This window comes from Cytobacillus stercorigallinarum (assembly GCF_014836495.1).
In the GTDB taxonomy this organism is placed as follows: domain Bacteria; phylum Bacillota; class Bacilli; order Bacillales; family Cytobacillaceae; genus Cytobacillus; species Cytobacillus stercorigallinarum.
The window spans coordinates 152,745-167,757 of record NZ_JACSQT010000002.1 but is presented as its reverse complement, the minus strand read 5'-3'; the positions used below and the strand labels follow the sequence as shown (position 1 = coordinate 167,757).

Genomic DNA, 15,013 nt, shown 5'->3' with positions numbered 1-15,013 from the left:
TGGGTGGAAGAAATTATTAATATTATTTCAGAAATATTTAATTCTTATAAGAATTAATATTCTGAAAATACTGGCGGTGTGAATATCACATGCTATTAGTATTTGAGAGGGGTAAACTTGTAATATGAATCAAAAATCTTCAAATTCTTATGTAGTTGTACTAGGTTTAATGTTATTCTCTTTGTTCTTTGGAGCGGGTAATTTAATATTCCCGATTATGATGGGGCAAGAAGCGGGTACAAATGTTTGGATAGCAACAGCTGGGTTTATTATAACTGGTGTGGGGCTTCCATTATTAGCTGTTGTTGCTCTTGGCTTTTCAGGTAAGAGTGATTTGCAATCGCTTGCAAGTCGAGTTAATCCAACATTTGGTCTGATTTTCGCTATTATCTTATATTTAGCTATTGGTCCATTATTTGCCATCCCGAGAGCAGGAAGTGTTTCATTTGAAATTGGAATCCGACCATTATTGCCAGAATCTTCACTAACGATTGGATTATTAATATTCTCAATCTGTTTCTTTGGAGTTGCAACGATATTATCATTAAATTCATCAAAGATTGTTGATATCGTAGGTAAATATTTAACGCCTATTAAAATTAGCTTTATACTATTATTAATTCTTGTTGCTGTCTTTAATCCTCTTGGATCTTTTGCGGAGCCAACAGAAGCTTATTCACAACACTCATTCTTTAATGGCTTCTCAGAAGGCTACTTAACAATGGATGTACTGGCTGCATTTGTCTTTGGGGTAATTGTTATAAATGCACTGCGTGCAAAAGGTATAGAGTCAAACCGCTCTATTATGTTTGCTACTATGAAGGCTGGTTTGATTGCTGCAATTTTATTAGCATTCTTTTATAGTGCAATGGCTTACATGGGTGCTAGTAGTGTTGCAGAATTAGGCGTTCTCGAAAATGGTGGAGCTGTTCTTTCAGGTGTAGCCTATGCATATTTTGGCTCTTATGGTGGGATCGTTCTAAGTGCTGTTATGATCATTGCCTGTATGACAACAAGCGTAGGTTTGATCAGTTCATGTGCTAGCTATTTTAATAAGATCATGCCTAAATTTTCCTATAAGACATATGTAATTGCATTTGCTATTTTCAGTACCGCTGTTGCTAACTTTGGTTTAACAGAGCTAATTGCTATTTCTGTTCCCGTACTAACAGCGATTTATCCTTTGGCGATTTTATTGTTAATTTTAACATTTTTCCATCCGTTTTTTAATGGCAAGAAGTCTGTATATCAAGTGAGTATGATTTTAACGTTTATTGTTAGTGTTTTTGATGGTTTAAAAGAAGCTGGTGTTCAAATTGAGCCTGTTTATAATTTATTCACAAACATTCTTCCGCTGTATGAGGTGGGATTAGGTTGGATTGTACCAGCTATCATCGGTGTGATTGTAGGTATTGTTATTGATCTATTTAAAAGGAAGACAAAGATAAAAGAGAATGAAGAATTAGTTTAACTGTTTCTTTACCCTTACAAAAGACTTTACTTTTGTAAGGGTTTTTTTATGTGAACGATAAAAATATTTTTGATATCTAGACGGATTATTCTAAGCCACTCCAATCAAAAACGTAAGTAATCACATATATTCTATTATCGTGGTTCTAGTAAATGAGCATGGAAGATAAATAAAACTAAGAATAATTCTATTAATATATTACATATGACTATATTTTTTTAAAATAATATATTGCATTCAACACAAGGATATGTTACTTTAAGAATGCAATATATTGCTTGAATTTTTTCAGAGATTGTAATTCATACAATATTATATTTAAATATGAACTTTCTGAAGAATTAGTAAATTATAGTATTTATGATTGTTAACTACAACAGTAGGTGCAGAAGGGGGTAGAAGATATGAATCAAAAGGTTCCATCTTCTTATATTATTGCAGTAGGGTTTATGTTATTTTCATTATTTTTTGGAGCTGGGAACTTAATTTTTCCAGTCATGATGGGTCAAGAAGCAGGAACGAACGTATGGGCAGCGGTAGCGGGCTTTATTATTACAGGTGTTGGCCTTCCTTTATTGGGTGTAATCGCTCTGGGCTATTCTGGTAAGAGTGACTTGCAATCGCTTGCAAGTCGTGTAAATCCATTGTTTGGTCTAGTTTTCACAGTTGTATTATATTTATCTATCGGACCATTATTTGCGATCCCGCGAACTGGTACAGTCTCTTATGAAATTGGTATTAGACCTTTCATTTCTGATGAATGGAGTACGATTGGATTAGTTGTTTTCTCCATCATTTTCTTTGGAATTACCGCATTTTTCTCTCTAAATGCATCGAAAATTGTTGATATCGTAGGGAAAGTTTTAACACCTATTCTACTATTATTTATCTTAATTTTAATTGTAGTAGCATTTGTTAATCCACTAGGGTCTCTACAAGCACCAAGTGAGGCATATACTGTTAACTCTTTCTTTAACGGTTTCACTGAAGGCTACTTAACAATGGATGCTCTTGCTGCTTTCGTATTCGGAATCATTGTAATTGATGCGATACGTTCTAAAGGCGTTCAATCAAATAAAGTGGTGATGCTTTCAGTTATTAAAGCAGGTTTAATCTCAGCCGGATTGCTTGCCTTGATATACGGCTCACTTTCTTACATTGGTGCAAGTAGTGTTTCGCAATTAGGTATTTTAGGAAATGGTGGTGCGGTTTTATCTGAAGTTTCAGCACATTATTTTGGTTCATATGGAGGAGTTATACTAAGTGTAATTGTTATTGCAGCCTGTTTAACGACTAGTATTGGTTTAATCTCCTCATGTGCAGCTTATTTTAGTAAAATCATGCCTAAAGTCTCTTATAATACATTTGTTATTATTTTCTCAGTATTTAGTGCAGCCATTGCTAATTTTGGTTTAAGTCAATTGATCGCTATTTCAGTACCGGTATTGACAGCTATTTATCCATTAGCGATTGTATTATTAATTCTTACATTCTTACACCCATTGTTTAATGGCAAGAAAACGGTTTATCAAATGAGTATGTTATTTACATTTATTATTGGTGTCTTTGATGGCTTTAAAGCAGCAGGATATACGATTGCCTCAGTAGATAATCTTTTCTCTAGTATTCTTCCATTATATGATGTAGGGCTAGGTTGGTTATTACCTGCATTTATAGGCGCTGTTATAGGAATGATTATTGGCTTATTTCAACGGAAAAAAGTTGAGGATGAAAAAGAACAAGTCATTTAAAGAGAAAAAGAAGCCTCCGACTAAAATGGAGGCTTCTTTTATTGATATAAGGACAATGCTGATTATTCAGATATGTTAAGTTCATCTCTCAACTCTGTATGTATGATCTTAATCAAGCGGTAATGTAATTGTAATGGTTGTACCTACATTCATTTCAGATGAAATGTTAATCCACCCATTATGTTGTTCAATAATTCTTTTGCAGATGGATAACCCAATGCCTGTGCCCGTTGTTTTAGTAGAATAAAAAGGTTGAAAAAGCTTTTCTAATGTCTCTTCATTCATCCCATAACCCGTATCTTTTATAACGATTATACAGGTTTCATCTGTACTTCTAACAGAGATTTTAATCGTATTTTCTTGGTGTTGCTCCACTGTATCAAATGATTCGAGTGCATTTTTAATTAGATTGACTAATACTTGTTTTAATTGCTTGGCGTTTCCATTTATATACGGGTCATCTTTTGATAATTGGAATGTGAGTGCTGTATTTTTTAAAATCGCTTCACTTTGAAACAACAGGAAAGTATCGTGGACAAGTTTATTAATAGAAATACGTTCTTTAATATTGTCTGTTGGTTTTGCTGCATTTAAAAACTCATGGATAATGTCATTGGCACGATTAATCTCATCTAGAGCAATATCAACATATTGATTTTTCCCTGACTCATTGAGATAGGGTTTTAACAATTGTAAAAAACCTTTAACTGTTGTAAGTGGATTGCGGATTTCGTGTGCCATAGATGCTGCAAGTGTACTTAAATTTTGTGCGTATTCATTTGTGAAATTTGCTTCATTAATCTGAGAAGCTGTTTCATGAATGATTTTCTTTTTTTCATTCAGTTCTAAACTAAATCTGAGAAGTTTCTGTTCCAATTGTTGTGTTTGATAGTTATGGTCAGCAGATAATGAATGAAATAAGGGATAGCAAAATAAATGACATGATTCTTCCTCTGGAATCGTATAGACGCGATAATTGTGATACCCGTTACCGAAAAATAGCTGTAAATTAAGAACTGCTTTTTTCTTGCGTATTACATTAAATTGTTCGACATCTTCGTAATTCATTAATTGTGTGAATGGGGTACCAATGATTGTATGTTGATTAACTATAGATGTTGAAACCACGTGATTATTGTTGTCAATTAAGAAGTATGGAAATGGTAGTTCTTTTAAGACAATCTCAGTTAATTTCATTTCTTATCATCCTTACCATTGTTTGTCATGTGGAAGTAGTATTTAATGTCATGCTCTTTTATTCTATTAGAAGAAATTGCAATATATGTTAGAAAAAGATGTATATTGAGAAAAAAACACGAAACTTCTCTACATATTTTGTTATGTACTTGAGTTAAAATGTCATATTTTTAAATAAATAGCAAAGTTGGAATGATTAATCTTATCATACCAAAGTCATTCAATGGCTTTCAATCACCGTTTTCATTCGTTAAAGGGATTTTTTAGGATTGATTAGAGAAAAGACTCACGTCATTCTACCTAGTAAAGAAATGGATAGATAAGAAAAAGACAGCATTCCTTAACGCTGTCTTTTGGATGTCTATCTTTTCTTTTTGAATAAATTGACCTTTGGTTCGGTTTTATTGACAATCCTTTTAATATTTGTACGATGTCGATAAATGATGAACGATGTCATTAAGGCAATCACTATGATTAAAATTGGATCACCGAGAATAATTGAATAAATCAATCCTGCAATACCAGCAATCATTGATGATAATGAAACATATTTAGTAGTGAGAAGCGAGATGAAAAATACAACTAATATGACCGCAAACATAACAGGCACGAACGCCAGCACAACACCTGCAGATGTAGCAACAGCTTTACCACCTTTGAATCCTGCAAATATCGGATACATATGTCCAATAACAGCAAAAATCCCTATAATCACTGTATGTATATCAATATCAAAGAAGATAGGTAATACTCCAGCAGCTATTGTACCTTTTAGGATATCTGCAAGTGTAACGGTAAACCCTGCTTTTTTCCCTAGCGTTCGGAAAGTGTTTGTCCCACCAAGGTTACCACTACCATGCTCACGGATATCAATGCCATAAAACACTTTACCAATGATTAATCCAGATGGAATGGAACCAATTAAATAAGCAATAAGAAAAACGATGATTACTTCAAATGTCATAAACTCTCCCCCACGGAATAAAAATACAGTTCTTATATTGTACCATGTAAATAAGTGAATGTACTATGTTGCATTTAAATTATCTTTTCAAGTGCCAAGATTGATTCCTTTATTATGAAACGAATGTTAAATAGATATATGAGTAAAATTAGTAGAAAAGAACATTTTTGTTAAGCGGTATGGCGTAAATTTAGCGAGAAAGAAAGCTGTATAAAAGAGATGACGATATTATGTTAGAAAGAACAGAATTGCGATCTATTCGCATTTATACTTTAATTCAGATAAAATAGTGTAGAGTTCAAAATAAGAGGTGAATGTATTGAGTATAGAAAACCCAACAAGAACTGAAATTGGAAAGTTGTTAAAACAAGCAAAGAGGATTGCCGTCGTAGGATTAAGTGATAACCCTAATCGCACATCCTATATGGTAAGTGAAGCGATGCAAAAAAGTGGTTACGAAATTATTCCTGTTAACCCGAAAATTAAGGAAGTATTAGGTGTAAAAGCGGTTGCATCATTAGCTGAAATAGAAGGCAAAGTGGATATTGTTAATGTCTTTAGACGTTCAGAATATTTGCCAAGTCTTGCAAGTGAATTTCAAAATATTGATTGTCCCATTTTTTGGACTCAGCTAGGTGTTGTAGATGAAGGTGTATTTCAGCAATTAAGTGATGCTGGTTATACCGTGATCATGGATCGATGCATTAAAGTAGAGCATGCGCTAACAAAATAACATTTGTAGCATGGGATCATGAATTTGATTTCATGCTTTTTCTTTCATAAGCGGATTAGTAGAGAAAATATGATATAATGATTAGAACGTTTGTTCTTATTCCTTGTTGCAACAGTATATCTATCTTTAAAGCATGTTACAATGAGGAACATATATGCATACTACTCGCATGATTAAGAAGGAATATAGTGAATAAGAATGGAATAATAAACCGATATCTAATGTAGAGAGGTGCATAAAGAGGCGGTTATGATATAATCAAACTCTATTGCCAACTCGGATTGATAGACAATAGACGGTTTTTGAAGAGATGAAAGGGGAATGCTTGTGGCAAAAAATCAGGAAGTATTTGACTATAATGATGATGCCATACAAGTACTTGAGGGATTAGAAGCTGTTAGAAAACGTCCCGGAATGTACATTGGAAGTACGGATGCAAGAGGGTTACACCACCTTGTATACGAAATAGTCGATAACGCTGTAGATGAAGCACTCGCAGGTTTCGGCGATCATATCATTGTCAAAATACATAAAGACAATTCAATTAGTGTTCAAGATAAAGGTCGGGGAATGCCGACCGGAATGCACAAAATGGGCAAGCCTACAACCGAAGTCATATTGACTGTGTTGCACGCTGGAGGGAAGTTTGGCCAAGGTGGATACAAAACAAGTGGTGGACTTCATGGTGTGGGTGCATCAGTTGTTAATGCCTTATCCCAATGGCTAGTTGTAAAAATTAAACGTGATGGACTTGTTTATGAACAGCGATTTGAAAACGGTGGAAAGGCAGTAACAACGCTTGAGAAAGTTGGCAAAACGAATCAAGTCGGGACAACGATCCACTTTAAACCAGATCCCACGATTTTTTCAACAACTACATATAATTTTGAAGTGTTAAGTGAACGATTACGAGAATCCGCTTTTCTTTTAAAAGGGATGAAAATCGAAATAACGGATGAACGTCATGATCTTAAAGAGATTTACCATTATGAAAACGGAATTGAAGCTTTCGTTCAGTACCTAAATGAAGAAAAAGACACGCTCCATCCAGTAGTTAGTTTTGAAGGCGAGCATAACGGCATTGAAGTTGATTTTGCCTTCCAATTTAATGATGGTTTTTCAGAAAATGTCTTTTCTTTTGTGAATAATGTTCGTACGAAAGATGGAGGGACGCACGAAGCTGGAGCTAAAACAGCGATGACCAGGGTGTTCAATGAATATGCCCGCAAAGTCCAGCTGTTAAAAGAGAAAGATAAGAACTTAGAAGGAACCGATTTAAGAGAAGGTTTCGCAGCGATTGTCTCCGTACGTGTACCCGAAGGACTTTTACAATTTGAAGGACAAACAAAGGGTAAGCTCGGCACAAGTGAAGCACGTTCAGCAGTCGATGCCGTTGTATCAGAGCACCTCTCCTATTTCCTTGAAGAAAATCCAGAGACAAGCTCTTTATTAATTAAGAAAGCAATTAGAGCTTTTCAAGCAAGAGAAGCAGCACGTAAAGCGAGAGAAGACGCTAGAGGCGGGAAAAAGAAGAAACGCGCTGAAGCGGTTTTATCAGGGAAGCTGACACCTGCTCAATCACGTAACCCAGAAAGAAACGAATTATATTTAGTAGAGGGTGACTCTGCAGGTGGTTCAGCAAAGCAAGGGCGCGATAGAAGGTTTCAAGCGGTATTGCCCTTAAGGGGTAAGGTAATAAATACTGAGAAGGCGAAACTCGCAGATATCTTTAAAAATGAAGAAATAAACACGATTATACACGCTGTTGGAGCGGGTGTCGGTGGTGACTTCACGATTGAAGATATTAATTACGATAAAGTGATTATTATGACGGATGCTGATACTGATGGCGCCCATATTCAAGTGCTCTTATTGACCTTCTTTTACCGCTATATGAAGCCGTTACTTGAAGCAGGTAAAGTCTATATTGCTTTACCACCATTGTATAAAGTGAGTAAAGGTTCAGGAAAGAAAGAAGTAATAGAGTATGCATGGAGTGATGAAGAGCTTCCGGATACGATTAAGAAGGTCGGTAAAGGCTATATTATTCAGCGTTATAAAGGACTTGGTGAAATGAATGCTGACCAATTATGGGAAACAACAATGGATCCGGAAACGAGAACGCTCATCCGTGTGAAAATTGATGACGCTGCGAGAGCGGAACGTAGAATTACCACATTAATGGGTGATAAAGTTGAACCGCGTAGAAAATGGATTGAAACCAATGTTGCATTTGGCTTAGAAGAAGATGGCAGCATTTTAGAAAATGAAAACATTTCTACGCTTGAGGAGTTAGATTCATGAACAAAGCAGAACAATTTCGTGATCTGCCGTTAGAAGATGTCCTTGGGGACCGATTTGGCAGATATAGTAAATATATTATACAAGATAGAGCATTACCTGATGCGAGAGACGGGCTAAAGCCCGTACAGCGTCGTATTTTATATGCCATGCATGTAGAAGGAAATACGCATGATAAAGGTTTTAGAAAATCGGCAAAAACGGTCGGTAATGTGATTGGTAATTATCACCCACATGGTGATACGTCTGTATATGATGCCATGGTGCGTATGAGTCAAGATTGGAAGTTGCGCAAGCTTCTTATTGAAATGCACGGTAATAATGGTAGTATCGATAATGATCCGCCTGCTGCGATGCGGTATACAGAGGCGAGATTATCTTCTATTTCTTCTGCACTCTTAAATGATATTGAAAAAAGAACGGTTGATTTTATCCCGAACTTTGATGATACTTCGAATGAGCCAACAGTTTTACCAGCGAGTTATCCTAACTTACTTGTCAATGGATCAACAGGCATTTCTGCCGGGTATGCAACGGAAATTCCACCTCATCACCTCGGAGAAGTGATTGATGCTGTTATTCATCGTATGGATCGTCCACAAAGTACTGTCGATGACTTAATGCAGTATATAAAAGGACCTGATTTTCCTACCGGTGGAATGATACAAGGTGTGGAAGGTATTAAGAAAGCCTATGAAACGGGCAAAGGTAAGGTTATTATCCGTGGTAAAGTAGATTTCGAGGATATTCGTGGTGGTAGAAAGCAAATTGTCATTACTGAAATTCCTTATGAAGTCAATAAAGCGAACTTAGTGAAGAAAATGGATGAATTTCGATTCGATCGTAAAATCGAAGGAATCGCTGAAGTCCGTGATGAAACGGATCGTACTGGGCTGAGAATTGTCGTTGAATTAAAGAAAGATGCTGACCCACAAGGTGTTTTACACTATTTATATAAATATACTGATCTGCAAATCCCATATAATTTTAATATGGTGGCGATTCATAACCGTCATCCGAAAACGATGGGTTTAGTTCCCTTATTAGATGCCTATATTGACCATCGAAAAGAGGTTGTCACACGTAGAACACAATTCGATTTAGAAAAAGCGCAAACACGTCAGCATATCGTTGAAGGACTCATAAAGGCGTTATCTATATTGGATGAAGTCATCGCGACGATTCGTGCTTCAAAAGATAAGCGTGATGCGAAAGAGAACTTGATGAGAGAGTATCAATTTACAGAGCCACAAGCAGAAGCGATCGTCTCATTACAACTTTATCGTTTGACGAATACGGATATTACAGCTTTGCGTGCAGAAGCAGAAGAACTAGCGGCCAAAGTAGAGGAACTCACATCGATTCTTGCCAGTGACAAGAAACTCGCATCAGTGATAAAAAAAGAGCTTCGTGAAGTGAAGAAGCGATTTGAAGACAATCGAAGAACAGTAATTCAAGCAGAAATAGAAGAAATTAAAATTAACCTAGAAGTTCTTGTAGCAAATGAAGATGTGATTGTTACTGTCACAAGAGATGGGTATATTAAACGGACAAGCCAGCGTTCTTATTCTGCTTCAAATGGACAAGATTTAGCGATGAAAGAATCCGACCGTTTATTAACAAAGCTAGAGATGAATACAACCGATGTTCTCCTTCTATTTACGAATAAGGGCAGCTACTTATATTGTCCTGTTCACCAATTACCTGATATCCGTTGGAAGGACATGGGTCAACATATTGCCAATATCATTGCTATTGATCGTGATGAATGTATCATTCATGCCATCCCTATTACTGATTTTGAACAAGAGAACGCGACATTACTATTTATTACGAAAAACGGTATGGTGAAGAAAACCGAATTAAAATCATATAAGGCACAACGTTTCTCTAAAGCGCTTGTTGCTCTTAACTTAAAAGGTGAAGACGAGGTTGTCGATGTTCACTTAACACATGGAGAATATGATGTGTTTCTCACGACTCATTTAGGTTATGGCCTCAGATTCCATGAGGAAGAAGTAAACTTAGTAGGTCCAAGAGCTGCGGGTGTAAAAGGAATTAATCTAAAAGATGATGATTATGTTGTTTCTGGAAAAATGATTAAAAATGAAAAAGATGAAGCAATTGTCATAGCAACCCAGCGCGGGGCAGTGAAAAAAATGAAACTGCAAGAGTTTGAGCAAACATCAAGGGCAAAACGAGGTGTAGTGATGTTACGGGAATTGAAAAAACATCCGCATCGCATTGTCGGTATGGTGATAACAAATAACCATGAAACGGCATTTGTTGAAAGTGAAAAAGGAGCAATAGAGTCTATCGCAATAAATGAACTTCGATTCAATGATCGCTACTCCAATGGATCGTTCATTTTGGATGAAGAAGAAAATGGTTCCATTATTCATTTATGGACTGAAAAGAACGATTAAACATCGTGCTAGAATAAAAATGAGAGATGCTCTTTATAAGGGTATCTCTTATTTTTTTTAAAAAATTTCTTGAATTGAAAGGAATTTTACTTAGGTAAGTATAATATTATTAAAAGTCAGCATGTAAATCGACGTAATCTTTAAAATGTAAGCGCAATCATTCAAGTAGAAAGGTGTGAGTAATTGATGGCCAATCACAATCATCAAGATATCCCTTCCTATGATGCAATCATTGTTGGTGCTGGGTTTTCTGGCATGTATATGCTCTACAGATTACGAGAACGTGGCTTACGGGTGCGGGTTTTTGAAAAAGGTGCTGGTGTAGGCGGAGCTTGGTATTGGAGCCGCTATCCTGGTGCGAGGTGTGACTCAGAGAGCCATACGTATAATTTTACTTTCTCAGAAACGCTATATGAAGAATGGTCTTGGCGTTCTCGTTATCCGACACAACCAGAAATTCTCGAATACTTAAACTTTGTAGCGGATCGCTTACAACTGAGAGAGGATATCGAGTTACAAACAGAAATAAGTGCGGCTCATTTTGATGAAGAAGTGTCACAATGGCGAGTGTATTTACAAGATGGTCGACAATTGACATGCAAATATTTTATTACAGCTGTCGGTTGTCTCTCAGCACATGCGAAGAATATACCGCAAATATCAGGCTATAACCAGTATAAAGGTGAAAGCTATCACACAGGTACTTGGCCCCATGGCGAAGTAGATTTTCGTGGCAAGAAAGTTGGAATTATTGGCAATGGCTCAAGCGGCATTCAAAGCTTACCGGTTATTGCAGAAACAGCAGCGGAAGTATATAGCTTCCAAAGAACTCCTCAATATGCGATTCCCGCACAAAATCACCCTTACACAGAAGAAGAAATTAAAGAATATAAAGCAAATAGATTAGATACAAGAAATAAAATGTTTCAATCTCATACTGGTTATCCGTTTTTTTCCCGACCGATTTCTGCCTTAGAAGAAAATCAATTCAAAAGGCAGGAAGTTTATGAAACAGCATGGAATAAAGGCGGATTTGAGATTAGTGCCACTTATAATGATTTATTACTTAATGAATCCTCTAATGAAACACTTAGTCAATTTGTTAAAGACAAGATTAAACAAGTTGTTAAGGATCAAACGTTGGCAGAAAAATTATTACCCACCTACCCCATTGCCACTAAACGATTAGTTCTTGATACAAATTATTACGAAACATTTAATTTGCCACACGTCCACTTTGTCAATGTAAAAACTGCGCCTATAACACAATTTAGTGAAAACGGCATTTGCACAGCAGACAAAGAGTACCCCTTAGATATGGTCGTGTTCGCTACAGGTTATGACGGCATGACCGGACCATTATTAAATATGGATATTAAAGGACGTGGAGGAGAATCACTAAAAGAAAAATGGGAACATGGCGCCAATGTATCAACTTACTTAGGTGTTGCGACTAACCTCTTCCCGAATATGTTTATGATTACTGGACCACAAAGTCCATCTGTTGCAACAAATATGCCGACAAGTATTGAACAGCATGTGGATTGGATTGACCGCTTTATTGCTTATATAGAGGCAGAAGGGCTTGAAATGGTAGAAGCGAATGCGCAACAAGAAGAGGAATGGCGTATCCACTGTGAAGAAGTATATAGAAAAACATTATATAGCAAGACCCCTTCATGGTACTCAGGGGCAAATGTAGAAGGAAAGCCTGAAGCATTTTTAATTTATCTAGGAGGACTAGGACCATACGGAAAAATCCTCGAGAACTGCGCTACTAGTGAGTATAGCGGATTTGACCAATATTCTTCTATCACAAAAAGTATGTAAAGGAGTGTTATTAATGGATTTTATGAGTAGAGTAGCGGAAGAAATAAGAGAAATCTGTGAGGTTTTTCCACCATTTAAGTTACCTGAGGGGTTAGAAGCAGCAAGGCAGGCCGCATTCGTTCCAGTGGAAACCTCCCCTTATGTAAGGATTAATCAATTATCCATTCAAGGTGGAGATAAACAAAGAATGTTAGTGAAGATCTATGAACCTTCTAATAGAAATGAAGAGGCACTACCAGCTGTTCTTTTCATACATGGAGGAGGTTATGTAACTGGTCATCCAGATGGTAGTGATGCTATTTGTCAAGCGTTTGTAAAAGAAGCTGAATGTGTGGTTGTGTCAGTGGATTACCGGTTAGCTCCAGAGCATCGCTATCCATGTGCAATAGAAGATTGCTATGCTGCCTTGTTATGGATGCATGAAAGTTATGAAGAATTAAAGATTGATAGAAGTAGAATCGCAGTAGCTGGTCAGAGTGCGGGCGGGGGATTAACAGCTGCGCTCTCACTGTTAGCACGAGATCGAAACGGTCCAAAAATTGCCTTCCAAATGCCACTTTATCCAATGATAGATGATCGCAATACGAGTCCATCAAGCTATGAAATCACCGATGAAAGAGCGATATGGAATCGTGGCAATAACCTAGAAGCATGGAGAATGTATTTAGGTAAAAATATCAATGGCGAGATTTCACCGTATGCTGCTCCAGCAAGAGCAAAAAATTATTCTGGCTTGCCACCAACCTATACTTGTGTGGGTCAATTGGATCCATTTAGAGATGAAACAATTGAATATGTCTCGAGGCTAGCGAAAGATGGGGTCGATGTAGAGTTTCAGATTTATCCTGGCGCTTATCATGGCTTTGAATTATTGAATCCAACTTCTGATTTGGGAAGTACAGCCATTCACAACTATATACAAGCATTAAAGAAAGCGCTTAACCCAAAAGTGAAAATCATGAAATAAAAAGAATGAGCTGCGTGATTGAATCGCAGCTCATTTTCGCAGAAAAAATATTGTTAATTTAGAAATATCTGATATTTAATTGACGGGTAACAGAAATATGGGTTAAATTGGACATATAGAAAACAGCTGTAAATAGGTGTTACCGTTTTCATTCGTTCTTTGAAGGGAGAAAAGAAAAATGTCTCGTTTGCCAAAACAATTTCAGCAATTACAGTTACCGGTCATCGGATCACCGCTTTTTATTATTAGTAACCCAAAGCTAGTGATTGAACAATGTAAAGCTGGTATCGTTGGATCGATGCCAGCATTAAATGCCAGACCTTCTTCACAGTTAGATGAGTGGTTAGCGCAAATTACAGAAGAGCTTAATGATTATAATGCACAAAATCCCGAAAAACCAGCTGCACCATTTGCGATTAATCAAATCGTACATAAATCAAATACAAGATTAGAAAAAGATATGGAGCTATGCGTGAAATATAAAGTACCCATTATTATCACCTCTCTAGGAGCGAGAGAGGAAGTGTTCTCTGCTACTCATAGTTATGGAGGTATTGCACTACATGATGTAATTAATAACACTTTTGCGCATAAAGCGATAGAAAAAGGTGCAGATGGTTTAATTGCTGTTGCTGCAGGAGCGGGTGGCCATGCTGGAGATAAAAGTCCGTTTGCGCTTATTCAAGAAATTAGACAATGGTTTGATGGAACTTTAGCACTGTCTGGCTCTATCGCGAACGGACGAGCCATATTAGCGGCGCAAGCAATGGGTGCAGACTTAGCCTATATTGGCTCGCCATTTATCGCTACAGAGGAAGCTAGAGCCTCAGAAGAGTATAAACAAGCCATTGTGGATGGTTCATCAGATGATATTGTTTATAGTAATCTATTCACTGGGGTTCATGGTAACTATTTAAAACCGTCAATAAAAGCTGCTGGATTGGATCCTGATCATTTACCAGATAGTGATCCAAGCAAAATGAATTTCGGGGAAAATCGAGTAAAAGCATGGAAAGATGTTTGGGGAAGTGGACAAGGTATTGCTGCTATTTCCGCAGTCACAACTACTGCTGATTACGTCAAAAAACTAAAACAGCAATATCAACAAGCCCAAGCCGACTTGTTCGCCCATAGCAAACAATTTACGTGATCAATGAATCCTCTTGGCCGCCTTTTAGGTGGCTTTTTTTAATGCCCGAATTTACAAGCATACAAAAATTAGTGAAAATAATTCTATTAGAACCATGTTCCAAATATTCAATAGATAAAGAAAAAACAAAAAAGTCATTAAGTAAGTAAAAAAGAAAATTAATAAGGGGCTTATTGAAATATACAGTTAGACTGTATATAATTGAACTATATAGTTTAACTGT

General features: G+C 36.6%; 10 protein-coding genes. 8 read left to right on the top strand and 2 right to left on the bottom strand.

The window, feature by feature from the left end; all coding sequences use genetic code 11:
- Window positions 1-124 precede the first annotated feature (124 nt).
- Window positions 125-1,471 carry a branched-chain amino acid transport system II carrier protein gene (brnQ, locus tag H9655_RS05385; RefSeq protein WP_191811702.1) on the top strand — a complete coding sequence of 449 codons (1,347 nt, stop codon included), beginning with the start codon at window positions 125-127 and terminating at the stop codon, window positions 1,469-1,471.
- 404 nt (window positions 1,472-1,875) lie between these two features.
- A complete protein-coding gene (brnQ, locus tag H9655_RS05380; protein WP_191811700.1) occupies window positions 1,876-3,222 on the top strand; it encodes a branched-chain amino acid transport system II carrier protein in 1,347 nt (448 codons plus the stop codon).
- Window positions 3,223-3,330: 108 nt separating this feature from the next.
- Here brnQ (H9655_RS05380) and H9655_RS05375 read toward each other — a convergent pair whose 3' ends face one another.
- Together H9655_RS05375 and plsY are read right to left on the bottom strand one after the other, a co-directional pair.
- Window positions 3,331-4,419 (bottom strand): sensor histidine kinase, encoded by a 1,089-nt coding sequence (locus tag H9655_RS05375; RefSeq protein ID WP_191811698.1) that lies wholly within the window; start codon window positions 4,417-4,419, stop codon window positions 3,331-3,333.
- Window positions 4,420-4,780: 361 nt separating this feature from the next.
- Window positions 4,781-5,383 (bottom strand): glycerol-3-phosphate 1-O-acyltransferase PlsY, encoded by a 603-nt coding sequence (gene plsY / locus H9655_RS05370; protein ID WP_191811696.1) that lies wholly within the window; start codon window positions 5,381-5,383, stop codon window positions 4,781-4,783.
- 319 nt (window positions 5,384-5,702) lie between these two features.
- Here plsY and H9655_RS05365 point away from each other — a divergent pair, with 319 nt between their 5' ends.
- The 6 genes from H9655_RS05365 to H9655_RS05340 all read left to right on the top strand — a co-directional run bounded on the left by H9655_RS05365 (window position 5,703) and on the right by H9655_RS05340 (window position 14,790).
- Window positions 5,703-6,116: a CoA-binding protein gene (locus H9655_RS05365; RefSeq protein WP_191811694.1), complete on the top strand. Its 414-nt coding sequence runs from the start codon at window positions 5,703-5,705 to the stop codon at window positions 6,114-6,116.
- Window positions 6,117-6,443: 327 nt separating this feature from the next.
- Entirely contained in the window at window positions 6,444-8,420 is a 1,977-nt protein-coding gene (gene parE, locus H9655_RS05360; protein WP_191811692.1) for a DNA topoisomerase IV subunit B, read from the top strand.
- On the top strand, window positions 8,417-10,843 hold the full coding sequence (gene parC / locus H9655_RS05355; RefSeq protein ID WP_191811689.1) for a DNA topoisomerase IV subunit A: 2,427 nt from the start codon (window positions 8,417-8,419) through the stop codon (window positions 10,841-10,843). The genes parE and parC overlap by 4 nt, the downstream gene beginning before the upstream one ends.
- Before the next feature lie 186 nt (window positions 10,844-11,029).
- A complete protein-coding gene (locus H9655_RS05350) occupies window positions 11,030-12,673 on the top strand; it encodes a flavin-containing monooxygenase (protein ID WP_225230457.1) in 1,644 nt (547 codons plus the stop codon).
- A gap of 13 nt (window positions 12,674-12,686) precedes the next feature.
- On the top strand, window positions 12,687-13,640 hold the full coding sequence (locus H9655_RS05345; protein ID WP_191811687.1) for an alpha/beta hydrolase: 954 nt from the start codon (window positions 12,687-12,689) through the stop codon (window positions 13,638-13,640).
- A gap of 178 nt (window positions 13,641-13,818) precedes the next feature.
- The gene (locus H9655_RS05340) at window positions 13,819-14,790 is read left to right on the top strand and encodes an NAD(P)H-dependent flavin oxidoreductase (protein WP_191811685.1); all 972 of its coding nucleotides are present in this window, start codon (window positions 13,819-13,821) and stop codon (window positions 14,788-14,790) included.
- Window positions 14,791-15,013 lie beyond the last annotated feature (223 nt).